Here is a 24,087-nt window from a genome sequence, read left to right as displayed (position 1 = left end):
GAACATACAAAATAATGATTTTTTCCGCTTAATCCCTCGATATTTATGGATTTTTGGTCATAAAAAAACACTAATTTTGCAAAACTAAATTCTGGAAAATTATGTTGGGATTAAAATTAGCAACAGACCCTCGTTGGGTAAATATTGTTGAATCGAATATCGAAGAAATTTTAACTGATCACGCATGGTGTGAACAAAAAGCAGCTTCAAATGCTATTAGCATCGTGACGTATAATTCTGAATTAGAGGAATTAGTAACCGACATGCTTGTAATCGCTCGAGAAGAATTGGAGCATTTGCAAATGGTTCATGATGTAATTAAAAAACGTGGACTTACTTTAGGTCGCGAAAGAAAAGATCATTACGTAAATGAACTTTTTAAATTTATGAAAAAAGACGGCAGTCGCAGAGACGCTCTTTGCGACAGATTATTGTTTTCTGCAATGATCGAAGCAAGAAGCTGTGAGCGTTTTAAAGTGCTTTCAGAAAATATTAAAGACGAAGAATTAGCAAAATTCTACCGTGATTTAATGATTTCTGAAGCTGGTCATTATACTACATTTTTAGGATTTGCCAGAAAGTACCAAGACAACATTGACATCGACAAGCGTTGGAAGGAATGGATTGATTATGAAGCTTCTATAATTACCAATTATGGTAAAAAAGAAACCGTTCACGGGTAAATTACGTTCTTTTTTTCTCTATTTTTATATCTAAATCCACCATTCACTATGCAGAAAAGTAAATCCAGATCAATCGTATTTAAAATTGCGAAGTATTTCGGAATAACTTTCGCGGTTATTATAGGGTTATTATTTTTAACACCTATCATCTTTGAAGATCAAATTAAAGAACAAATCAAGAAAACAGCCAATGAAAGATTGAGTGCAGAATTGAATTATTCTGACGTTTCGGTTTCGTTTTTCCGTCATTTCCCGTCGCTTACTTTGACCTTAGACGATTTAAGTCTAAACGGTTCAGCTCCATACAAAAACGAGAAGTTCATCACTGCTAAAGAGGTTTCTTTCGGAATAAATGTCGCGAGTTTGATTTTCAGTAAATCAGTAAAAATTGATCAGATTTATTTATCAGATTCTTTCATAAATGTAAAAGTGAATCCAGAAGGAGAAGCAAATTACAACATTTACAAATCGCAAAAACAAGCGGCTAAATCAAATGACAGCTCTGATACTGCTTTAAAATTAGAACGAATTGAGATTTTAAATAGTAAAATTATTTACGATGATAAATCAACAAAAGTTCATTTTGACGCTTTTGGATTTAATTATTTAGGAAAAGGAGATTTAAATAAAGCCGTTTTTGATTTATACTCAAAAGCTAAAATCGAAAAACTCAATATTGTTTACGAAGACGAACCTTATTTAATGAATAAAAAGGTTGATGCTGACTTAATTACTAAAGTAAACATTAACTCGCTATCATTCTTTTTCCAGCAAAACAACCTTAAAATCAATCAGCTTTTAGTCGATTTTAAAGGAAAGTTTGATATTTTGAAAGATGGTTACAACATGGATTTTGTTATTAAATCTGACAATAGCGACCTATATGATGTATTTACCGCATTTCCACCAAAATATATTACTTGGCTTTCTCAAACTGAATTAAAAGGAAAAACCGACCTTCTTTTTACTTTGAAAGGAAAATATATTACGTCACAAAATATTGCGCCAGACTTGAATCTGGATGTAAAAATAACTGACGGATTTGTGAATTATAACAAAAGTGCATTTCCTGTTTCTAATCTGAATTTAGATATAAAAACAACAGTTCCTTCTCTAAATCCAGATTTAGTTATTATTGATGCTAAAAACCTGTCTTTAAACATTAATCAGGATTATTTAAAATCGAAGTTCTTCATTAAAGGAATAAATACACCAGATATTAATGCTGATTTTAAAGCGAAAATCGATCTTGAAAAATTAACCAAAGCGCTCGGAATTCCTGATATCGAATTAAAAGGAGCTTTGGCAGGAGATTTAAAAGCAAACGGAATATTTGACCAGAAAAACAAGCGTTTTCCTGTTACAAATGGTACCGTTAATTTAGAAAATGGATATTTAAAAACACAATATTACCCAAATCCAATTACTAACATTACGATTAAATCGAAAATTCAAAACCAAAAAGGAACATTCGAAGATTTAAAAGTAAGTTTAAAACCAACACAATTTACCTTTGAAGGAAAACCTGTTTTTGTACAAGCTGATTTAAGCAATTTTGACGATTTAAATTATGATGTAAAAGCAAAAGGAGAACTAGACGTTAATAAAATCTATAAAGTTTTCTCTCAAAAAGGTCTTGATTTAGATGGCTTTATAAAAGCAGATCTGTCTTTAAAAGGAAAACAAAGCGATGCTGAAAAAGGAAATTACAGCAAACTAAATAATAAAGGAACTCTTGAATTGAGAAATATTGGAATTGCTTCTGAATATCTTCCGAAAAAATTCATCATTAAAGAAGGTATTTTCAAAATTAATCAGGACAAAATGTCGTTCAATAATTTCTTGGCCGCTTATGGGCAGTCTGATTTTAAAATGAATGGCTATCTGCGAAATGTGTTCAATTACGTCACAACAAATACAGGCGTTTTAAGAGGTTCTTTTAAAGTTACTTCGCGATATATTAATGTTGATGAATTTATGTCAACCGTAGATCCAAATACATCTGTAACACAGAGTTCTACTTCGAAAACAGAAGTAAAACAATCAGAAAACACACAGACAGGCGTTATTATAATTCCAAGCAATTTAGATTTACAATTATTGGCAAATGCGCAAAAAGTGAATTTTGACAAATTGAATCTGGAAAATGCAACTGGAAATTTAGCTATGAAAAAGGGTAAATTAACAATGCAGAATACTGGCTTCAATTTAATTGGCTGCAATGTTTCTATGAATGCTAATTATCAAGCTGTGACACCACAAAAAGCTAATTTTGATTATGCTATAAAAGCAACAGATTTTGATATTAAACGTGCATATAACGAGATCGAAGTGTTCAGAAAAATGGCAAGCGCCGCAGAAAAAGCACAAGGAATCGTTTCTTTGGATTATCAATTAAAAGGTCGCTTGAACGGAAACATGGAACCTGTTTACCCTTCACTTGTTGGAGGCGGAACTCTTTCTGTAAAAGATGTAAAAGTTCGCGGTTTAAAAATGTTTAATGCTGTAAGCAAACAGACCAATTCTGAAAGCATGAAAAACCCAGACGTTTCTAAAGTTGATATCAAAACTACTATTAAGAACAATATCATGACTGTAGAACGCTTTAAATTTAAGTTTGCAGGCTTTAGACCAAGAATTGAGGGAACAACAAGCTTGGACGGAAAAATGAATTTAAAAATGCGTTTAGGATTGCCACCTTTGGGTATTTTCGGAATTCCGCTTACAGTTACAGGAACTCAGGATAATCCGAAAGTAAAAGTAGGAAGAAAAACAGAAGATTTAGAAGAAACTAAGGATACTGAAGATTAAAATTTAATTCCAAATTTTAGAAATTCCAAATTCTAAACTAGATCTCAACATATCAACCTTTGTCAAAGTTTTAAACTTTGACAAAGGTTTTTTTTTGCGATTCAGTTTTCACAATCTTTAGTCATTCCAAGGAACAATCGTACTAACAAAAGATCACTAATTTGATTTAGCGAGTGAGGTTGCTTCATTCCTCGCAAAGACCAATGTCAAAATATTAGTGCAATTTCTCCTTACTTCTAAATGACAATAGCAGCTTACTTTAAAACTAACAAAAACAAAAAACCCGTTCATTTCTGAACGGGTTTTTTATAAAAAGTAATCTTAGATTATTAAGCCTCGAAAGGGATAATAGATACATAAGATTTGTTATCTCTTTTCTTTTGGAACTTAACAACTCCAGCTACTCTTGCGTGTAGTGTGTGATCTTTACTAATGTAAACATTTTCACCTGGATTGTGTTTTGAACCTCTTTGTCTAACGATGATGTTCCCAGCAATAGCAGCTTGTCCACCATAAATCTTAACGCCTAGACGTTTTGATTCTGATTCTCTACCATTCTTCGAACTACCGACACCTTTCTTGTGAGCCATGACGTATGAGTTTAAATATTGTTATTATTCTTTAGTAGCTTCTTTTTTAGCTTTTGGAGCTGCTTTTTTAGCTTTTGGAGCTTCTACTTCTTCAGTAGCCACTTCTTCTGCTACAACCGCTTTTTTAGCTGCTGCTTTTTTAGTTCCTCCTGCTGCAGTAATACCTTCAATTACAATTTGTGTAAGATATTGTCTGTGACCATTTCTTTTTTTGTATCCTTTTCTTCTTTTCTTTTTGAAAACGATAACTTTATCACCTTTTAAGTGTTGTAACACTTTAGCTTCTACTGAAGCACCTTCTATAGCTGGGGCGCCTAAAGTTACATTTCCGTTGTCATCTAATAAAAGAACTTTGTCAAAAGAAACTTTTGAACCTTCTTCGTTAGCTAAACGGTGAACATAAACCTTTAAGTCTTTGCTTACTTTAAATTGTTGCCCTGCTATCTCTACGATTGCATACATATCAAATTGATTTATTGAATTTTAAGGTTGCAAATATACAACTAATAATTTACTATGCAACCTATGGAAGCAAAAATATTTTTGCACAAAAAAACCTTGTTTTTCAAGCAGTTCCACGCAAGAAACGGAATTAATTTAAAGTAAAAGATTGTTAAAATAGCAGTTATTTAAAAACAAATCTGCAATTCCTAACTAAAAAAAACTATTTTTGATGTAACTAAAATCAATTCTTGTTTACCTACTCTTGTTTGGTATATAAAATTATTAATCTTTATGAAAAAATCAATAATGATGTTAAGTGCTGCATTAATGCTCGGCGGAGTGGCTCATGCTCAAAAAGTAGCTTTTGAAGAATACAATTTAGATAATGGCCTACACGTCATTTTACACAATGATTCTTCTGCTCCAGTTGTTATCACTTCTGTAATGTATCATGTAGGATCTAAAGACGAGCGTCCAGACAGAACTGGATTTGCACACTTTTTTGAGCATTTATTATTTGAAGGAACGCAAAACATTAAACGTGGCGAATGGATGAAAATCGTTACTGCAAATGGTGGAGTTAACAACGCAAATACATCTGATGACCGAACTTATTATTATGAAGTTTTTCCTTCTAATAGTTTAGAGCTTGGTTTATGGATGGAATCTGAGAGATTAATGCATCCTATTATCAATAAAATTGGTGTTGATACTCAAAATGAAGTGGTAAAAGAAGAAAAGAGAATGCGTTATGATAATCAGCCATACGGAAATATTCTTCCAGAGGTTAAAAAGAACATGTTCAAAAACCATCCTTACAGATGGACTACTATTGGTTCTATGAAAGATTTGGATGCTGCAACTCTTGAGGAATTCCAAGCTTTTAATAAAAAATTCTACACTCCTAACAATGCTGTTTTGGTTGTTGCAGGAGATTTTGATAAAGCTAAAACAAAAGAATGGATTCAGAAATATTTTGGACCGATTCCACGAGGCGAAGAAGTTAAGAAACAAACTTATGTAGAAGATCCAATTACACAGCCAATTAAAGCAACATACGAGGATCCAAACATTCAAATTCCAATGATTGTGGCTTCTTACAGAACACCTTCAATGAAAACAAGAGATGCAAGAGTTTTAGATTTAATTTCTTCTTATTTAAGTGACGGAAAAAGCTCTAAACTTTACAAAAAAATAGTTGATGACAAAAAAATGGCGTTGCAAATTGGCGCAGTAGGATTTAGTCAGGAAGATTACGGAATGTACATTCTGTATGGTTTGCCAATGGCTCCAAACACAACAGCAGACATCTTAAAAGAAATGGATGAAGAGATTGTAAAAATCCAAACTGATCTTATTTCTGAAAAAGATTATGAAAAATTACAAAACAAATTCGATAATAATTACGTGAATGCAAATGCAAGTGTAGAAGGAATTGCAGAAAATCTAGCTTCATATTATCTTCTTTATGGCGATGTGAATTTAATTAATACCGAAATTGACATTTACCATTCTATTACAAGAGAAGAAATTAGAGAAGTTGCCAAGAAGTATTTAAACCCAAATCAGCGTTTAATTTTAGATTATATTCCTACCGCTAAATCTCAAAACTAAGAATATCGAATCATGAAAAACATATATACTTTTTTAATCCTTATTTTCCTAACTGGAATTATGCAAGCACAAGATCGTCCACAACCCAAACCAGGAAATGCCCCAGTAGTCAACATCAAAAAACCGCAGACTTTCGTTTTATCAAACGGAATGAAGGTTTTAGTTGTTGAAAACCACAAATTGCCTAGAGTGAGTTTTACGCTTACTTTAGACAATGCGCCGTTTACTGAAGGTAACAAAAAAGGTATTGACGAGTTAACCAGCAGCTTAATTGGAAACGGAACTAAAAAAACGACTAAAGAAGCCTTTAACGAAGAAATTGATTTCTACGGAGCTAATATCAACTTTACTTCTCAAGGTGCATACGCAAGTGCTTTGACTAAATATTCTGGTCGTGTTTTAGAACTTTTGGCAGAAGGTGCTTTACAGCCAAATTTCACTCAAACTGAATTTGATAAAGAAAAAGCAAAACTTTTAGAAGGGCTTAAAGCCGATGAAAAAAGCGTTCCTGCTATTTCTAACCGAGTTGTTGATGTTTTAGCTTTTGGAAAAAATCATCCTAATGGCGAATATCTTTCTGAAGAAACTGTAAAAAATGTTACGCTTGCAGATGTTCAAAACAATTACAACACTTATTTCGTTCCAGAAAATGCTTATTTAGTTGTTATTGGAGATATTAAATTTAAAGAGACAAAAACTGCTGTAGAGAAATTATTTAGCGGATGGAAAAAACAAGCCGCACCAAAAAGCAATTACCCGGATCCGGTAAATGTTTCTAATTTACAAATTGATTTTGTAGATGTTCCAAATGCAGTTCAGTCTGAAATCTCATTAGTCAATACTGTTAATTTAAGAATGAGCGATCCAGATTTCTTTCCTGCGGTTATTGCAAATCAAATTTTAGGAGGCGATTTCAACAGTTACTTGAATATGAATCTGCGCGAACAGCATGCTTGGACTTATGGCGCGAATTCAAGCATTGGAAGCGGAAAATATGTAACCAAATTTAAAGCATCTTCTGCCGTAAGAAATACAGTCACAGACAGTGCGGTGGTTCAGTTTGTAAAAGAAATTAAACGAATTCGTACAGAAAGAGTTGATCCTGAAGTTTTAAGAAATGTAAAAGCAGGATATATTGGGAGATTTGTAATGCAGGTTGAAAAACCACAAGCTGTTGCACGTTATGCTTTAAACATCGAAACAGAGAAACTTCCTGCTGATTTCTACGAAAAATACATTCAAACCATTAATAATGTTACTGCTGATGATATTTATCGTGTAGCTAACAAGTATTTCTTATTGGACAATATGCGTATTGTAATTGTTGGAAAAGGAACTGATGTAATTTCAAGTTTAGAAAAATTACAAATTCCGATTTCATATTTTGATAAATACGGAAATCCTGTTGAAAAACCTTCAACTAAAAAAGAAGCACCAAAAGATATTACTGCTAAAACAGTTTTCGAAAATTACATTAAAGCAATTGGAGGAGAAAAAGCCGTTACAGCAGTAAAAACGCTTTATATGAATGGTTCTACAACTATTCCTCAAGCTCCTACTCCATTGACGTTTACTTCAAAATTAGATTCGAAAGGAAAAATGATGGTTTCACTTTCTATGGGAACCATGAATTTAATGAAACAAGTAGTTAACGAAAAAGGCGCTTACGTTGAACAGCAAGGACAAAGAAAAAATCTTGAAGGAGAAGATCTTGCCGAAATGAAAGCAAACGCAGCTCCTTTTGAAGAATTACAGCTTGTAAAAAGAACCGACTTAAAAGTAGAAGGAATTGAACCTATAAACGGAAATGATGCTTACGTAATTAAAGACGGTAAAACCAAATATTTCTACGACGTGAAATCAGGCTTAAAAACTGCCGAATCTAAAGTTCGAGAACAAGGCGGAAAATCAGTAGAACAAATCACTAATTTTAATGACTATAAAGAAGTAAAAGGTGTAAAAGTCCCTTTTAATTTAGTTCAAAATGTTGGTTTCGAATTGGACATTAAAATGTCTGATGTCAAAATAAATGAAGGAGTTACTGAGAAAGATTTTCTGTAAAAGGCGCAAAGTTGCAAAGGCGCAAAGAGACAAAGGTCTTTGTTTGAGTCTTTAAAAATAAAATTCTTGAGAGCTTTGTCAAAGTTTAAAACTTTGACAAAGCTTTTTTTATTCGCAATTGTTTGTCTGCTCAAAGATCCAAAACTTTTTAAAAGTTTTTTTTGTCAGGCTGAGCGAAGTCGAAGCCCCGTTCCAATTGGCGCATCCCTTCGACTCCTCTCAGGGTGACAAATGTATCAAATTACATTTTTACCTCTTACAAGCAACATTTCACAATTAAAATCACTTTTTCGCCGACAAATAAACGCCTATCAAAATAATAAACGCCCCGACAGATTGAATTGGCGTCAGAAATTCATTATCTAATAATCCCCAAAAAAAAGCAACAATCGGAATTAAATACGTTACTGACGTTGCAAATACTGGCGATGACATCTGAATCAGTTTAAAGAAAAGAATATTAGCAATTCCAGTTCCTAAAACTCCTAGAATAACCACAAAAAGTATCGAATGCTGTGTTTCTACAAAATGTATTTTTTGGGTAATATCGGTTGTACTTAAGATAATTAACGCTGGTAAAAATAAAACTGCAAAATTTCCTGTTGTAATACTAACCGAATTTAAATCATGCAAATATTTCTTAATCAAATTCACATTGATTGCATAACTAAGCGTTGCAATTACAACCAACAAAACATACAGATAATTCTGCGTTCCGTTAGAAGAATCTCCGCTTAAAACCAAAAGCAAACAGCCTACAAGTCCAACAAAAACACCTAAAACTTGTCGTTTTTGAAACTGAATTCCAAAAGCTACAATTCCTAAAACTAAAGTATTTAAAGGCGTTAGCGAATTTAAAATCGCCACAATCGAACTATTTACCTGAGTTTCGGCAATGGCAAAAAGATACGCTGGCATAAAAGTCCCAAAAAGCGAAGTTATTGCAACATATTTCCATTGGCGTTTGGAAATTTTTTTCAAACTATTAAAACCAAAAATCAACAGAAAAAGCGCAGCAAAAATAATTCGAAAAGAACCTACTTGAATAGCTGTCAAACCAATTAATCCCTTTTTTATTAAAATAAAAGAACTTCCCCAAATAAGAGAGAGAATAGTTAAGTAAACCCACTTTAGCTGTTTTGTTTCCATAAATTGTATTTTAATGCAAATTTGTAATTATTTTACGAACTAAGCATTCTCTTTTTATTAATTTTGCAAGAATTTAATTCGCAATTTTTAAATTTATATATAATGAAAATTTCAAAAATCTTAATCGCCGCAACAATCGCTAGTTTAGCATTTGTTGGCTGTAAAAAAGCAGAAGACAAAAGTCTTGAAGTTGTAAATGCAGAAAAAAGTGCTCCAAAAGAACACAAACCAATCGCTACTGAAAACCTTCAGACTGCAAGTTTTACGATTGACGGTATGACTTGCGCTGTTGGTTGCGCAAAAACTATCGAAGAAGAATTAGCAAACCTTGACGGAGTTGACAAAGCAACGGTTGATTTTGATAAAAAAACGGCAACAGTAAGCTTTGATAAAACAATCCAAAACTCAGAATCTCTAACAAAAGTAGTCCAAGAAACTGGCGACGGAAAAACATATAAAGTTTCGAATTTTAAGTCTTAAATTCGAAATATAAAACTAAAAAGGCGTTCAAATTTGAACGCCTTTTTTTATTTCCATTTTAATGTTTCCATCAAACGCTGCATATCATTTTTAACATAACTCGCCGCTGGCATAATTGAGTCAAAGTTTGGTTTTGCATAAAAGTACATCGAACCAATTAAAAAGTGTTTTGTGCTATCAGTAACGTAAAACTGAGAATTTGTCGCTGCGTTTCCGTCTACTTGATAAAACATTCCATAAACCTTTTTCTGCGGATTTAAATACGGCTGTTCCAGAATATCATCGGCCTTAATAACGTGCTCATAAGTGAGTTTTTGAGCGTCACGTAGTAATTTATCAATATTGCCGTTTACTGGCTTGTACGTCAAATAAATGGTCGCTTTCATCTTTGGATAGGTAATGGCGAAACCGCATTCTTTTTCGCCTTTTATAATCGCATCCTCATTCATTTGAAAAGTGAACGGACAAGTGTTTTCAAAATTCACATATTTTGCTTCTGGATAATCTAATCGCAGGAAACTAGCTGGTTTTGGCAGAACATCATTTTTACAGCTTATAACCGTTAGCGCAAGCAAAATTGCTGTTATTGAAAGTATTTTATTAAGCATTTTAATTTATGGTTACTTTTATTTGTTTTACACGTTTTTTGTCTACTGTTTCTACAGTGAAAATACAGTTTTCAAAAGGCACTTTTTGATCTTTTTTCGGAAAATTACCCAAAATTTCCAGAATAAATCCCGCCAATGTTTCGGCTTCTCCTTTATGGACTTCAAAAACATCTTCGTCAACATCTACAATTCTGTAGAAATCTTTCAGATTTATTTTTCCTTCAAAAAGAAAATTATTTTCATCAATTTGCGAGAAGTTCAGATTTTCATCATCAAATTCATCACTAATATCCCCTACAATTTCCTCGATAACATCTTCTAAAGAAACCAATCCAGAAGTTCCGCCATATTCATCAACGACGATTGCAAGGTGGCTTTTTAAACTCTGAAAATCCTTCAATAGATTATCTAGTTTTTTATTCTCTGGAACAAAGAACGCTTCTCTAATCAAAGAAGTCCAGTCAAATTCTTCTTTGTCAATATGAGGCAATAAATCTTTTACAAAAAGCACGCCTTCAATCTGGTCAATATTATCGCGGTAAATCGGAATTCTTGAAAATCCTGTTTCAATTATCTTAGGATAAATTTCTGCGAATGTCTCTGATATTTCCAATGCAAAAATATCAATTCTCGGACTCATTACCTGCTTTGTATCGGTATTTCCAAAAGATACAATTCCTTCTAGAATTTTTTGTTCTTCGGTCGAAGTCCCTTCCGAATCTGTAAGCTCCAATGCCTGAGAAAGTTGATTAACCGAAAAATTACTTTTTTGCTTTCCTAATTTGTTTTGAAAATATATGGTAACGGCACGCATTGGCAAACTGATCGGAGTAAGTACTTTATCTAAAAATGCTAGCGGATAAGCGACATGTTTGGCAAATCGAACGCTATTTCTGCTTGCATAAATCTTAGGAAGCACTTCGCCAAATAATAAAATGAGAAAAGTAACCAGAATTACTTCGAGTGTAAATTTAAAAGCAGGCGAACCTACATTTGCAAAAATATTCTGCCCTATATAAGCAAATAGAATTACTACTCCTATATTAAAGAAATTATTTGCAACCAATAAAGTTGCTAAAAGCTTTTTAGGCTTATCTAATAAATTTGAAATAATTTTCCCTTTTGCGGGATTATCGTTTAAAGAATTGTCGATATCCTGCTGTGATAAAGAAAAAAGAGCAACTTCAGCACCAGAAACGATTGCTGAAAGAAATAACAAAATAAATATTCCGACGAAACCAATAATTAAATTAGCGTCAAGATTGGTAGAAAAAAGTAAACTGGGCTCTGGGTCCAAATTGTATAAAATTAGTTAAACATCTTTAGAAAGGCAGATCATTAATCGGAAGCCCTTCATTAGCAGCATCAAAGTTAGTGTTTTTTGCTGACTCTGTATCCTGATTTTGTCTCGTATGCGCAGTTTCTTTTTTGGTAGTTAAAAAAGTAAATTCAGTAACCTGAATTTCGGTAGTATATTTTGTCGTTCCATCTTCTGCCTGCCACTGGCGCGATTTGATTCTTCCTTCTACATAAATTTTATCTCCTTTAGAAAGATATTTTTCACAAATTTCTGCGGCTTTATTACGCACAACCAAATTATGCCATTCTGTAGAAGTAATTTTTTCATTGGTCGTTTTATTGATATACACTTCGTTGGTTGCCAGCTGAAAACGTCCGATGCAGTTCCCTCCATCAAAATAATGCATCTTCACATCATCGCCCAAATGGCCAATAAGCATCACTTTATTTAATGTTCCGTTCATAGTTTTTGGTAGTATTTCTCCCAAAGATACATTTTTTTAGCAATTTATTTCCTGCTTTTCTATAAAATTATAAATCACAATTGGAAATGGAAAAGTTTTTAATTTTTCAGTATCTACTCCATTTTCAATTTTCTCTTTCACTTTAATTTTCCAAAATTGTATATGCAGATGCTGATGTGAAAGTTTGTGCACAACAGTGCATTCGGCACAATCTTCTATACCTATAATAGTATAGGAGGGAAAAATTTCTTCATTTGCTTTTTTCGAAACTACATCAAAATCTACAATTGATTGCGTTTCTAAAAGTGGAAATTCATATAAATTATGCCAAATTCCCTTTTCGCTTCTTTTTCGAATTAGAGTATTTCCTTCAACATCTTCCAAAATAAGATAATTAAAATAACGATTGGTTATTTTTACTTTTTTAGATTTCACAGGAAGCTGATTGACCTTTCCTTTTTGCAATGCTAAACAACTGCTATTAAAGTCACAATTAGAACAATTGGGGCTTTTAGGAACGCATTGCAACGCCCCAAATTCCATAATAGCCTGATTAAAAATTGCAGGATTGTCTTTAGGCATTAATTCTTGTGCCAATGCAGCAAACTCTTTTTTTGTCGCAGGAAGCCCAATATCCGATTCAATATCAAAATAACGAGACAATACCCGAAACACATTTCCGTCTACCACAGGAACTGATTCATTATACGAAAAAGACGCAATTGCTGCCGCTGTGTATTCGCCAACACCTTTTAGTTTTAAAAGTTCTTTATAAGAATCAGGAAAAACACCATTTAAATCGTTACTTATATATTGAGCCGTTTTATGAAGATTTCGGGCGCGTGAATAATATCCCAAACCCTGCCAAAGTTTCAAAACCTTCTCTTCAGGAGCATCTGCCAAATCTTTTACTGTAGGAAATTCTTTAGTAAATGAAAAAAAATATGGCATTCCTTGTGCAACTCGAGTCTGCTGAAGCATAATTTCTGAGAGCCAAATTTGGTACGGATTGACCGTTTTTCGCCACGGTAAGTCACGCTTGTTCTGTAAATACCATTTTATCAATATGTTATGAAAATCCATTGCAAAATACTTAGATTGCAAAAGTAAATGTTTATGTAATTAAAATTTAACGAATTAGCTTGATTAATTATTTTTTTAATTCCTATATTTGCAAACTCAAAAAAATAGTACACCATTTATAAAATAAAATAGGAAAGAAAATGACGAAAGCAGATATCGTAGCGAAGATTTCAGAGAAACTAGGTCTTGAAAAAGGAGACGTTCAAGCAACAGTAGAAACTTTTATGGAAGAAGTTAAGACTTCTTTAGAAACTGGAGACAATGTATACCTTAGAGGTTTTGGTAGTTTTATCGTTAAAACTAGAGCTGAAAAAACTGGAAGAAACATTTCTAAAAACACTACTATTAAAATTCCAGCACACAACATTCCTGCGTTTAAACCTGCAAAAGTTTTTGTAGAAGGAGTTAAAACAAACAACGAAGCAAAATAATATTAATTAACATAAATCTGACACGATATGCCAAGTGGTAAAAAAAGAAAGAGACATAAGGTAGCTACTCACAAACGTAAGAAAAGAGCGAGAGCTAACCGCCACAAAAAGAAAAAGTAGTTTTAAACTACTTTTTTCTTTTTAAACGTTCATTGAAATTGAAAATTAGTATTCAGTCATCAGTTTTTAGTGTTCAGTCCACTGATTACTTAGAACTGCAAACTGCCAGCTAGTTTTCTCCGGGTTAATACCTGTTAAAAATATTGTTTAATCCATCTGTAGATAAGATTTTAGATTTTAGATTTCAGATTTTAGATTTTCTTTTAAATCTATATCTCTTATTTCTAATTTCTATTTTCTGAAAAAACAGATAAAAATTTACAGTGTGAATAAAGAATTAATCATTAGATCTAGTTCTGAAGCCGTAGATTTTGCCTTATTAAAAGATGGAAAACTAATTGAATTACACAAAGAAGAAGAAAAAAGCAACTTTCAGGTTGGCGATATTTTTATTGCCAAAATCAGAAAACCAGTTGCTGGACTTAATGCTGCTTTTGTGAATGTAGGCTTTGAAAAAGACGCCTTTTTACATTATCACGATTTGGGTCCAAATCTAGCTTCTCAGCTGAAATTCATAAAACTTGTAAGCGCAGGTAAAATAAAAGATTTCTCCCTAAAAACCTTTCAGTTTGAAAAAGAGATTGACAAAGATGGCATCATTACTGATATTTTAAGTGCCAATCAATCTGTCTTAGTTCAAGTAGTTAAAGAACCTATATCGACCAAAGGTCCAAGAATAAGTGCTGAGCTTTCTCTTGCTGGAAGATTTATCGTTCTAGTTCCTTTTTCTGATCGTGTTTCTATTTCTCAAAAAATAGAAGACAAAAAAGAAAAGGATCGTCTAAAAAAACTTGTTCTATCGATCAAACCTAAAGGATTTGGTGTTATTGTTCGTACAGTAGCCGAAGGCAAAAACGTAGCCGAATTAGAAAAAGATTTGCAGAACCTGCTTGGCAGATGGTCTGCAATGTGTAAAAAATTACCAACTGCTCATCATCCATCAAAAGTATTAGGAGAGCTTAATAGAGCTTCTTCAATATTAAGAGATGTATTCAATGATACCTTCAGCGGTATTCAAATAGATGATGAAGAGTTGTACCATCAAACGAAGGAATATCTGCAAGAAATTGCACCTTCGAAACAATCAATTGTCAAGTTTTATCAATCAAATGATACTCCGATTTTTGAGAAATATAATATAGAGAGACAAATCAAAACTTCTTTTGGCAGAACTGTTTCCATGAGTAAAGGTGCCTATCTTATCATAGAACATACCGAAGCTCTTCACGTTATAGACGTAAACAGCGGAAACCGTTCTAACAAGGCGACCAACCAAGAAGATACAGCCATGGAAGTAAATATGATTGCCGCAGCAGAAATCGCAAGACAATTACGTCTTCGAGATATGGGTGGAATAATCGTAGTTGATTTTATCGATATGTCTAATCCAGAAAATAGGAAAGTTTTGTTCGACTTCTTGCGAGAAGAAATGAGCGACGATAAAGCAAAGCATAAAATATTACCGCCAAGTAAATTTGGACTTGTTCAGATTACAAGACAGCGCGTAAGACCAGAAGTTAATATTAAAACCAGAGAGGAAGATCCAAATAAAGTTAATGGCGAAATTGAAGCGCCAATACTAATAATTGACAAGATCACTTCTGATTTAGAAAGACTTTTAAAAACCCACAATAAAGTTGTGCTAAACACACACCCGTTTGTGGCTGCATACCTCAGCAAAGGTTTTCCATCATTACGTTCAAAATGGTTTTTTGAACATAAGAAATGGGTGAAAATCATACCTCGTGACGCTTACACGTACTTAGAATACCATTTCTATGATAAAAAAGGAAATGTTATTTCAGAATAAAAAACAAAAACCGCCTTTCGAAAGATTGGCGGTTTTTTTATGCATTATATCTAAAGAAGTTTCGATTGTCACCCTGAGCGAAGTCGAAGAGCACTCCAATTGACACTCGTGGGCTTCGACTTCGTTCAGCCTGACAAAAAGTTTGAAATTTATTCCCTAATAATCTCTATTTTACGTCTAATTTCATTTCCTGAGGCATCTACAACTGTAATATAATGTATGCCTGTTGTAGGTGTAATTGGTAATTCATGAAAGGTTTTTGTTGTTGCTTTATACACATTATCAACATACCAAAACAATTCTTTATCCCTTTCAGAATAAGCTACTTTTAAAATTACAGGTTGAACATTGCTGTTAAAATCCTTAGTTAAGTAGATTTTACTGTTTGCTTTTGGGTAAATAAAATCCATTGTTGTGGCTTGTATTCCTTCGCAACCTTCTTTAAACGGCGGTAACGGCAAATATTCAATATGCTGACTTTTATAATACCATGCCATTACAGGGGGTAAAACAAACCAATTTTTTGTCACAATATTATCTACGCTTTCGCAACTGCTATTAACCTGAAATTGTTCTGCTTTGTCTAAATGAATGGTTTTATGATACGGGCAAACTTTAGTCGATTTACCTTTTTTAGTAACCCATTGTTTAATTTTAGGACAATTGTCTTTTGCCAAATAACCGCTTAAACGACAAACTTCAACTTCGGCTAAATCATTGTACGGAGTATCAAACCATCTTTGTCTCGGCAATAAATTAAAAACGTCAAATAAAATTGGTGCTGCGCTGGCAACTCCTGTTAAAGTTGGTCTTCCTTCTCCTGTTGCATTTCCAACCCAAATTCCGACAACATATCTTGAATTGGTTCCAATTGCCCAAGCATCACGATTTCCGAAACTGGTTCCGGTTTTCCATGCGATTTTTAATGAACTGTCATAGAACTTCCAAGCTTCATCTCCTTCGGGCCTATTAACCTCTTCCATTGCGTTATACGTTAACCAAATTGATCCAGCGCCCAGAATATTCTTTTGATTGGTTTCTGAGCCAAAATCGGGCTTAAAATCATTTTTGTAATTCAGCTCTGTAAATTCATTTGTTCTGTATTGACTTTTATTTTTAGTATAATAATTTAACGTTGAAGATAAATTGGCATACGTTCGGCATAAATCCCATAAATTACTTTCTGCACCACCTAAAATAAGTGATAAACCATAATGGTCAGGAGTTTTATTTATATTCTTCAATTTGAATTTTTGCAATTCTTCATAAAATTTATTGACTGTAAATTCCTGAAGCATTAAAACCGCTGGAATATTTAACGATCGCGATAAGGCTCTATGCGCTGGAACAGCACCGTCAAAAGTTAGATTAAAATTCTGAGGAGTATATCCAGAAATCTGCGTTGGAATATCGGCAATTAAAGTATTTGGTAACAATTCACCATCATCAAGCATTGCACTATACAAAAGTGGTTTCAAAATACTTCCTGTACTTCTTGGAGCATCAATAATATCAACATCTTTTTGATGATCTGCATCTGCTGGAGAATTTCCAACGTAACTCATTACATTTCTACTCTGAACATCAATAACCAAAATGGCCAGATTATACACTTCATTCTGTTTGTATTGATTGTAATAATATCTAGCGATTTGATTTATTCTATTCTGTAAGGCATTATCAATCGTGGTTTTTACTCTTGTTCCTTCTTCATTTTTTGCCACTCTTTGCAATAAATGTGGTGCAATTTGAGGCAGATCATAAGGTTTTTGAGGCAATGGCTCTTCTATAGAAAGTTCATACGTCTGTTTGTCTATTATGCCTTCTTGATGTAATTTTAACAAAAGTCGATTACGTTTGTTTAATAGTTTTATTTGGTTTTTCCCCGGATAAATCAAACTAGGTGCATTCGGTAAAACAGCCAAAACTGCATTTTCGGCCCAAGATAATTGATTGGACTGCACCCCAAAATAACGCCACGAAGCCATTTCTAATCCCACAACGTTACCTCCAAATGGTGCGTGCGCAGCATACATTTCGAGAATTTCATTTTTAGAATATCCTAATTCTAATCTTGTTGCGAGAATTATTTCGATTATTTTCTCAAAATAGGTTCTGTTTTTTCCTTTTCGGGATAATCGAATAACTTGTTGTGTTAAAGTACTTCCTCCTCGAACTACTTTTCCTACTTTTCTATTCTGCTTAAAAGCATTAATCATCGCACCAGGATTGAAACCAGGATGTTTGTAGAAATACTCATCTTCAAAATACACAATGCACTTCTTGAATTTATCTGGAACGCTATCTTGCGCAGGAAAACGCCATTGTCCATCAGTAGCAATTTTAGCTCCAAGAAGTTCTCCTTCTTTGCTTTCAATAACTGTGGAATAGGGTTCTTTGAATAAAGTTCGAGGTATCGAAAAATAGTAAATCAGCAAGAGCAGAAATGCAATTGCTGATTTTATTTTGTTTCTTTTTATCCATTCTATAATGCGTTGAAGAAACGCTTTTAATTTATTTTTCAAAATTATGTTGTTGTTTTGTATCCTAACAGGTTTCCAAAACCTGTTAGGTATTCTTTATCCTTTCCTAAAAGAAAAAATAAAAACTTCTTCACTATATCTATAAAATACCTAACAGGTTTTGGAAACCTGTTAGGATACGTGTACTATATAAATTTTACTTCACAACCTCAACCCAGAATCCTTTTGTTCTCGCTAAGAACGTATTATCATACATCGCTTCGCATTGCAATCCAGGTAAATAATAATTTCCTAAATATGATGCGTTTAGTAGGATTCTGAAAACTTTGGTTTCTCTGGCTTTCATTCCGAAATAGAAATTCGTTCTGTCATCACGAATATCAATATAATCTGCAATATTATTTACAGCGTCTCCATAATCTGTGAAGCGAGTATTTACAATTTCGAATCCTGAAGGCAGAATTTGTGATAACGCCACGTTTTGAACACTTTCTCCTCTTTGGTTTTTAATCGTAACCTCTGCAACAAATTCAGTTCCCTGATTAATTCTTGAAACATTAATTACACTTCCTTTTCTGTTTTTGAAAACAATAGAAGCAGTAACATCGCTTTGAACTGCATTTTCTTGTCCGATTGGCAGAATTCCTGTGTTTAACACGCGAACATAAACCGTATTAGCTTTGTTGTTTTTTAACGTAATACTGTTTGTGCCAGAAGCAACACACAAACTGCGATCTGCAACCGATTTACCTGTGTTGATTGTCTCGCCCTTTCCGTTTTTACTAAACTGAATATTGATTCCTTTCGGACCATTACTCATCGCAAATTTCGACATTGCATATAAACAGTAAGCCGTTGTTTGCGTACTCATCCATTGATTCGCTGACATTTCTTTAGCTAATTTTGTCGCAGTAACAAATGCTTTTTGTTTTTGATCTAAAAGAAGCATTGTTTCTAAAGCCATCGCTCTGTTCCTTTCACTTGAACCGTAATAGTAATAGCTGTATCCATCAGAACTCCCGTCGATACTCGTTTTTAAGAACAAACTCTGTCCAGCTGATTTCTGACCTGCTAAAACATAAGCCGCAGCCAAACGAAGCATACTTTCGTTTGAAATACCTTTTGTTTCACGCAATCTGTTCATTGACGATAAATCGGCATTTCCTGCTAAAGCCAACGTGTATAAACGATATGCCTGCGCTAAGTCATTTCCGTATTTCGGTTCAAATCGCCATTGTTTTGCTTCTTTCTGCTGATACGAAAGCCATTTTGATTTGAAGTTTATTGGCAGTACATATCCTTTTTTCTCCGCTTCAATCAAGAAATGTCCTGCATAAGAAGTTCCCCAATCGTCTGCAATTGCATTTCCTTGCCAGTAAGGCATTCCGCCATTTGATAATTGGAAATTTCCTAATCTTTGAATTCCTGCTGCAATATTTTTTTGAATTAAATCTTTACGTTTAGCATCAATATCTGCAACATCTCCCAAATACAATTGTGGGAAAACAGATGAAGTAGTCTGTTCTACACATCCATGCGGGTATTGAATCAAGAATTGTAATCTTCCATTCAAGTTCATAGACGGCATAGACGAAACTTCCAGTCTTGCCTTGTTGCTTCCAGCGATTCCAAACGTTTTCCAAGAAATTGTTTTAGTGCTATTTGGCGTTAAAACAACGTCTGTAAAAGTACTCGTAACTGGATTTGGATTCGTCATATCGATTTCAACATCATAAGTTGATTTCTCGCTCCCTGATGTTGCGATTACCTGAACTTTTGCAATTCCTGTTGCAGAACCTACAACTAAATTAAAATACGCCATTTTCTCATCTGGTTGTGCAAAATTTAGTTTTTGAACCGCACTTCCTGCTACTTTCAATCCGTTGCTTGTTTTTACCTGAATCGTTACGTTTTTAATTTTATTCTCAGTTGTAAAAACCGTTACAGGCAATGTCACTTTTTCTGATGGTGAAATCTTTCTTGGCAAAGAAGCCAAAACCATCAACGGACTCTTAACTTGTGTTGCTTTTTCAGCGCTTCCGTAAGCGCTTGTATTTGCATCTCCCGCTACAACCATTGTTCGAACAGAACCAATGTATTTTGGAAGTTTTAACTCATGTGATTTTGTTTCTCCTTTTCCTAATTTAAATGGTCCGTAGTATAATACAACAGGTTTAAAACGATTAGCTTTTTTAGCTTTTCCTCCACCTAAATCCTGGTCACCACCAATACTGAAAATCTGGTTTATTTTTCCGCCGTAAGCGCCAATTACATCATCATAAATATCCCAAGTTTTCACTCCTAAAGCTTCACGAACATAGAAACTATCCCATGCATTTGGGGTTTTAAAACGAGTTAAATCCAAAAGACCTTCATCGACAACAGCAATGGTATACGTCATTTCTTTCCCTAATTTCTCACCCACTTTTACCGTAAACGGCTGTTCTGGCCTTAATACGTCCGGCATATTTAAAGTTGGTGCCAAAATCGTGTTTTTATCAACTACTTCAATCGGAACGATTCCGTACATACGAATCGGCGAATCATTTTTGGTCGAAGCATGAGGCTGTAACAATGTAATATTGAAATAAACGTTTGGCGCCATTGCTCCCGTAATTGGAACCTCAACTTTTGTTTCTCCTTTTTTGGTTTCTGCCCAAATAGTCTGCACTACTCTTGAACCGTTTTCTACAGAAATTAAAGCGCGACCGCCTTCACTTGAAGGGAAAGATATCTGTGCTTTTTCTCCAACTGCATAATTCTTTTTATCAGTAGAAAATACCAACATATTAGCGGTTGAAGCATCTCTGTTTCGTGTTTTTCCAGACCAAATTGGCCAGTCGATATTTACAGTTAAAGAAGTCGCATGACCATCTTCTTGATCGGCAACACGAATTAAATAACGTCCCCATTCTTCATCTGTCAAAGCAAATTGAAAACTTCCTTTTCCGCTAGAATCTGTATTGATTACAAATGTTTTGTACGAAGTCGTTGCATTCGACGAATTGTAATTTGATAAATTATCGCTCGAAGAATCCCACCACCATCTCCAGTCTACTTTGTAAACTCTTACTTCTAGATTACGAACTGATTTTGGTCTTCCGTTTTCATCAACCGTTACAACATCAAAACGATTGTTTGTTCTCGTTTCAAGCATGCTGTATTTGTTCAGTTCGGGCGTTTTAACTCCAACGTAAGTTTTGTACGGAGAATAAGTCATTGACATCACATCTGTACTAAAATCTCCTCCTTCTTCATACACTTTTGTAATGAATGATGCACGCAACATTCCAGGCGCCTGACCTTGCAATCTTGGCTGAATGTTTACCGATGCTTTTCCGTTTTCGTTTAATTTTCCAGAGAAAACATTAATTTCTTCTGTACTGAATTGACGCGCTAAGTCATCAAAAGTATATTTTTCATAACCTTTAAAAGTGGTTGTCTGCTGAGAGAATTTAGCTTGCATTTCTACATTCAAATTCTTAGCAATTGCACCATGAAGCCAAGTTACTTCAAGATTATCCGTATTTGGATATGAAGTAGAAAGTGTTTTTCTACTAAATGTATTTTTGATTTTTAAACGATTCGGTTTAATTGTTTCAATCTTAATGCTCTTATAGAATTTAGCACCACCAACACTTACCATTGCTTCCCAGTTTCCTGTAGGCGCATCTTGATTTGTTCGAAATGCAATAGCATAATGATTCAGCTCATTGGTTTTTTGAACCGTCTGATAAACTGTTTTTCCGTTCGGGTCATTTAATCTGAATTTAATTGGATGTGATTTCGGAAGTTTATTTGCAGCATCATTCAAAATAAATGATAAATACAAAATATCTCCTGGACGCCAAACACCTCTTTCTCCATAAATAAATCCTTTTAGGCCTTTTTGTAAAGTCTCACCCGCAACATCAAAATTACTTACCGATAACGAAAGTCCATCATCAAGTTTCACATAAGTCGACTGATCTCCTAAAGTAACAATCGCAAAATAAGCGAATTTATCCAATTGGAAAGATGCAATACCTTCGCTGCTTGTTGCTTCTGTTGCAATTTTTTGCTGTTGGAAATTATACAAATCAACTCTTGCATTAGAAACCGGTTCTGTTGTAACTATATTATTTACAGCAAATAAATACGATTTATTTTCTCCTCTTTTAGCAATAACTCCTAAATCTGAAGCTAAAATATTGGTTGCGATTCTTGCATTATAATAGTAAGAACCTGTGCAAGGATCCTGACTCTCTCTCCAGTCGTAATCATCATAATAGTAATAATCGTCGTAAGAGTTTCCGCTGTAATTGACATCGTTTTCATCAACTTCTTCTTCCTCAGCTTCATCTTCGCTATTATCTGATGTTTCGCATTTATAAAGCGAGTATTTCTTTTTATAAACAAATTCAACTCTATAAATCGCTCCAGGTTCTGGCTTGATAATTTTAGATAAATCTAACGCATACGTATTCCATTTTGCCAGATTTACGAGTGTACTTTCTCTTAAATTCAGTGTCGTTTTGGCAATTGGCTGCGCTACTTTTTTAAGATTTTGTCCACCGTTTAATTCGTTGTATTGAAGAAATTGCAGAATATTGTTTTTGTAAATCTTATAGACTTTTACATCCACAGCACTAAGATTTACGGCTTCGAAATTCAGTTTTAAATTATTTGAACTTGGCAGAATTGTTCCATTTTTAATAAAACGAACGTTTGGTTTTATCTGATCAAAAGAAATTTTTTCACTATAATTATTTTCTAGTTTCTTACCATACTGGCTTTCTATTCCTTGAAAAACTTCCAACAATAATTCACCAGTCACAACTTGTTCTGGTTCTTCGTCTGGAACATATTCAACGGCTTCTTCTATAACCGCGGCAGCTGAATCTACTGCAACTGCGGCTGAATCAACCACAACGGCTGCCGAATCTGCAGCAACAGCAATAGGTTCTTCTGCAACTACTGTTACAGTCTTTTCTTTTTTAGGCGCATTTTGATTGCTAAAGTACACTTTAAGTAAATTCCCTTGTGTAGAAAATTTCAGGTTGTTGGTATTTTGAATCGAAACCAATCCAGCAAAATCCTGATCTTTTTCTAATGGTTCAGAGAAATTAATTAAAACCTGCTGATTGTTTCCGTCTGGAACTTCAACTTTTATAACTTTAAATTCATTGATGCTCGTAATTGGAAAATCAATTTGTCCTTTCTGGTCAATATCAAAATCATTTCCATCATAAATAATTTCAAGATTGGAAGCTTCAGAAAAACGTTGAATGCTGTCAATTATAAAATGAAATTCCTTGCCTGAAGCAGGGCCTTTATCAAACTTTATTTTAAGATCATTTCCTTTTTGTTTGGCTTGAACTAATTTTATAGCCGTTTCAAGATCAATATTATCTGCTGTTTTAAGGGTGCAGTTCAAATATTGGTATTCTTTACTGTATGATTGAATATCAGCCGTATTTATGGCAAAATCCTGTTTAACCGTTTTAACTGTAAAGTTAAATTTAGAAAGTTCCTTTTCTTTTTCTTTCGGAATGGCGGTTAGTTTATCTAAGTTTAAAGTAACTTGATATTCTGTTCCTGCTTCTAATTTTTTCTCTGGAATAAAAGCTAAAGTATTTGTTGAAAGTGCTATAACTTTTCCGTGAACATTAGGCGAAATATCAAACAAATCATCGTCTAATTCTTGATTGGGTTTCCAATCATTTTTATTAAATGCCAAAACCACACGAATATCAGAATCCACAGAAACGATTCCGCCCGTAAAACTGGTAATGTAATCTTTGAATAGCGAAAAATCCGAATTGAAATCTGCAGCTGATTTGCGACCGCAGGATTGAAAAATAAAAAACACAAAAAATACGAGAAATAGTCCTTTTGCTTTCACTTTTGTTTAGAGTTAAATGGTTAACAAACTAGAAATTTAACACGAATTACCGTTAAAGCCATAACAGCAAAAT

General features: G+C 33.8%; 16 protein-coding genes. 7 read left to right on the top strand and 9 right to left on the bottom strand.

Features of this window, described 5'->3' with window-relative positions; translation table 11 throughout:
- The first annotated feature begins 101 nt into the window (after positions 1 to 101).
- Both OD917_RS14540 and OD917_RS14535 read left to right on the top strand, forming a co-directional pair.
- Positions 102 to 683, top strand: a complete 582-nt coding sequence (locus OD917_RS14540; protein ID WP_263524165.1) for a tRNA-(ms[2]io[6]A)-hydroxylase — start codon at positions 102 to 104, stop codon at positions 681 to 683.
- Between the two features lie 48 nt (positions 684 to 731).
- Entirely contained in the window at positions 732 to 3,494 is a 2,763-nt protein-coding gene (locus OD917_RS14535; protein WP_263524164.1) for an AsmA-like C-terminal region-containing protein, read from the top strand.
- Between the two features lie 329 nt (positions 3,495 to 3,823).
- On the opposite strand, the gene rpmA is transcribed toward OD917_RS14535, so the two are convergent.
- Positions 3,824 to 4,084, bottom strand: a complete 261-nt coding sequence (rpmA, locus tag OD917_RS14530; RefSeq protein ID WP_012023622.1) for a 50S ribosomal protein L27 — start codon at positions 4,082 to 4,084, stop codon at positions 3,824 to 3,826.
- A 24-nt stretch (positions 4,085 to 4,108) separates the two neighbouring features.
- Positions 4,109 to 4,546, bottom strand: coding sequence for a 50S ribosomal protein L21 (rplU, locus tag OD917_RS14525; protein WP_115888224.1), 438 nt, complete (start codon positions 4,544 to 4,546; stop codon positions 4,109 to 4,111).
- Between the two features lie 273 nt (positions 4,547 to 4,819).
- Between rplU and OD917_RS14520 the strand changes: the two genes are divergently transcribed.
- Together OD917_RS14520 and OD917_RS14515 are read left to right on the top strand one after the other, a co-directional pair.
- Positions 4,820 to 6,142 carry a M16 family metallopeptidase gene (locus OD917_RS14520; RefSeq protein WP_263524163.1) on the top strand — a complete coding sequence of 441 codons (1,323 nt, stop codon included), beginning with the start codon at positions 4,820 to 4,822 and terminating at the stop codon, positions 6,140 to 6,142.
- A gap of 12 nt (positions 6,143 to 6,154) precedes the next feature.
- Entirely contained in the window at positions 6,155 to 8,203 is a 2,049-nt protein-coding gene (locus OD917_RS14515) for a M16 family metallopeptidase (protein ID WP_263524162.1), read from the top strand.
- A gap of 282 nt (positions 8,204 to 8,485) precedes the next feature.
- Here OD917_RS14515 and OD917_RS14510 read toward each other — a convergent pair whose 3' ends face one another.
- A complete protein-coding gene (locus OD917_RS14510; protein ID WP_263524161.1) occupies positions 8,486 to 9,352 on the bottom strand; it encodes a DMT family transporter in 867 nt (288 codons plus the stop codon).
- 102 nt (positions 9,353 to 9,454) lie between these two features.
- On the opposite strand from OD917_RS14510, the gene OD917_RS14505 reads away from it, so the two are divergent.
- Entirely contained in the window at positions 9,455 to 9,832 is a 378-nt protein-coding gene (locus OD917_RS14505) for a heavy-metal-associated domain-containing protein (RefSeq protein WP_263524160.1), read from the top strand.
- A gap of 47 nt (positions 9,833 to 9,879) precedes the next feature.
- Here the strand turns inward: OD917_RS14505 and gldD are convergent, their stop codons facing one another.
- Genes gldD through mutY form a run of 4 tightly spaced genes read right to left on the bottom strand, consistent with a single transcriptional unit; the run spans position 9,880 to position 13,286 of the window.
- On the bottom strand, positions 9,880 to 10,440 hold the full coding sequence (gene gldD, locus OD917_RS14500) for a gliding motility lipoprotein GldD (RefSeq protein WP_066032864.1): 561 nt from the start codon (positions 10,438 to 10,440) through the stop codon (positions 9,880 to 9,882).
- Position 10,441: 1 nt separating this feature from the next.
- A complete protein-coding gene (locus OD917_RS14495) occupies positions 10,442 to 11,737 on the bottom strand; it encodes a gliding motility-associated protein GldE (protein ID WP_263524159.1) in 1,296 nt (431 codons plus the stop codon).
- A 25-nt stretch (positions 11,738 to 11,762) separates the two neighbouring features.
- Positions 11,763 to 12,203 (bottom strand): single-stranded DNA-binding protein, encoded by a 441-nt coding sequence (locus tag OD917_RS14490; protein WP_111288178.1) that lies wholly within the window; start codon positions 12,201 to 12,203, stop codon positions 11,763 to 11,765.
- Positions 12,204 to 12,239: 36 nt separating this feature from the next.
- Positions 12,240 to 13,286 carry an A/G-specific adenine glycosylase gene (gene mutY, locus OD917_RS14485; RefSeq protein WP_263524158.1) on the bottom strand — a complete coding sequence of 349 codons (1,047 nt, stop codon included), beginning with the start codon at positions 13,284 to 13,286 and terminating at the stop codon, positions 12,240 to 12,242.
- Positions 13,287 to 13,426: 140 nt separating this feature from the next.
- Between mutY and OD917_RS14480 the strand changes: the two genes are divergently transcribed.
- Both OD917_RS14480 and OD917_RS14475 read left to right on the top strand, forming a co-directional pair.
- A complete protein-coding gene (locus OD917_RS14480; protein ID WP_007805026.1) occupies positions 13,427 to 13,717 on the top strand; it encodes an HU family DNA-binding protein in 291 nt (96 codons plus the stop codon).
- A gap of 385 nt (positions 13,718 to 14,102) precedes the next feature.
- Positions 14,103 to 15,647 (top strand): ribonuclease E/G, encoded by a 1,545-nt coding sequence (locus OD917_RS14475; RefSeq protein ID WP_035645529.1) that lies wholly within the window; start codon positions 14,103 to 14,105, stop codon positions 15,645 to 15,647.
- Positions 15,648 to 15,796: 149 nt separating this feature from the next.
- Here OD917_RS14475 and pbpC read toward each other — a convergent pair whose 3' ends face one another.
- Together pbpC and OD917_RS14465 are read right to left on the bottom strand one after the other, a co-directional pair.
- Positions 15,797 to 18,172: a penicillin-binding protein 1C gene (gene pbpC, locus OD917_RS14470; protein ID WP_263524157.1), complete on the bottom strand. Its 2,376-nt coding sequence runs from the start codon at positions 18,170 to 18,172 to the stop codon at positions 15,797 to 15,799.
- A 154-nt stretch (positions 18,173 to 18,326) separates the two neighbouring features.
- Positions 18,327 to 24,014, bottom strand: a complete 5,688-nt coding sequence (locus OD917_RS14465; protein ID WP_263524156.1) for an alpha-2-macroglobulin family protein — start codon at positions 24,012 to 24,014, stop codon at positions 18,327 to 18,329.
- Positions 24,015 to 24,087: the final 73 nt, after the last annotated feature.

It is taken from the genome of Flavobacterium sp. SH_e (assembly GCF_025717045.1).
GTDB lineage: Bacteria > Bacteroidota > Bacteroidia > Flavobacteriales > Flavobacteriaceae > Flavobacterium.
This window is presented reverse-complemented; position numbering and strand designations above follow the sequence as displayed.

What these genes read in the sequence shown, in the direction of transcription:
- OD917_RS14540 (WP_263524165.1), top strand. Translation starts at nt 102, where the DNA reads ATGTTGGGATTAAAATTAGCAACAGACCCTCGTTGGGTAAATATTGTT.
- OD917_RS14535 (WP_263524164.1), top strand. Translation starts at nt 732, where the DNA reads ATGCAGAAAAGTAAATCCAGATCAATCGTATTTAAAATTGCGAAGTAT.
- rpmA (WP_012023622.1), bottom strand. Translation starts at nt 4,084, where the DNA reads ATGGCTCACAAGAAAGGTGTCGGTAGTTCGAAGAATGGTAGAGAATCA.
- rplU (WP_115888224.1), bottom strand. Translation starts at nt 4,546, where the DNA reads ATGTATGCAATCGTAGAGATAGCAGGGCAACAATTTAAAGTAAGCAAA.
- OD917_RS14520 (WP_263524163.1), top strand. Translation starts at nt 4,820, where the DNA reads ATGAAAAAATCAATAATGATGTTAAGTGCTGCATTAATGCTCGGCGGA.
- OD917_RS14515 (WP_263524162.1), top strand. Translation starts at nt 6,155, where the DNA reads ATGAAAAACATATATACTTTTTTAATCCTTATTTTCCTAACTGGAATT.
- OD917_RS14510 (WP_263524161.1), bottom strand. Translation starts at nt 9,352, where the DNA reads ATGGAAACAAAACAGCTAAAGTGGGTTTACTTAACTATTCTCTCTCTT.
- OD917_RS14505 (WP_263524160.1), top strand. Translation starts at nt 9,455, where the DNA reads ATGAAAATTTCAAAAATCTTAATCGCCGCAACAATCGCTAGTTTAGCA.
- gldD (WP_066032864.1), bottom strand. Translation starts at nt 10,440, where the DNA reads ATGCTTAATAAAATACTTTCAATAACAGCAATTTTGCTTGCGCTAACG.
- OD917_RS14490 (WP_111288178.1), bottom strand. Translation starts at nt 12,203, where the DNA reads ATGAACGGAACATTAAATAAAGTGATGCTTATTGGCCATTTGGGCGAT.
- mutY (WP_263524158.1), bottom strand. Translation starts at nt 13,286, where the DNA reads ATGGATTTTCATAACATATTGATAAAATGGTATTTACAGAACAAGCGT.
- OD917_RS14480 (WP_007805026.1), top strand. Translation starts at nt 13,427, where the DNA reads ATGACGAAAGCAGATATCGTAGCGAAGATTTCAGAGAAACTAGGTCTT.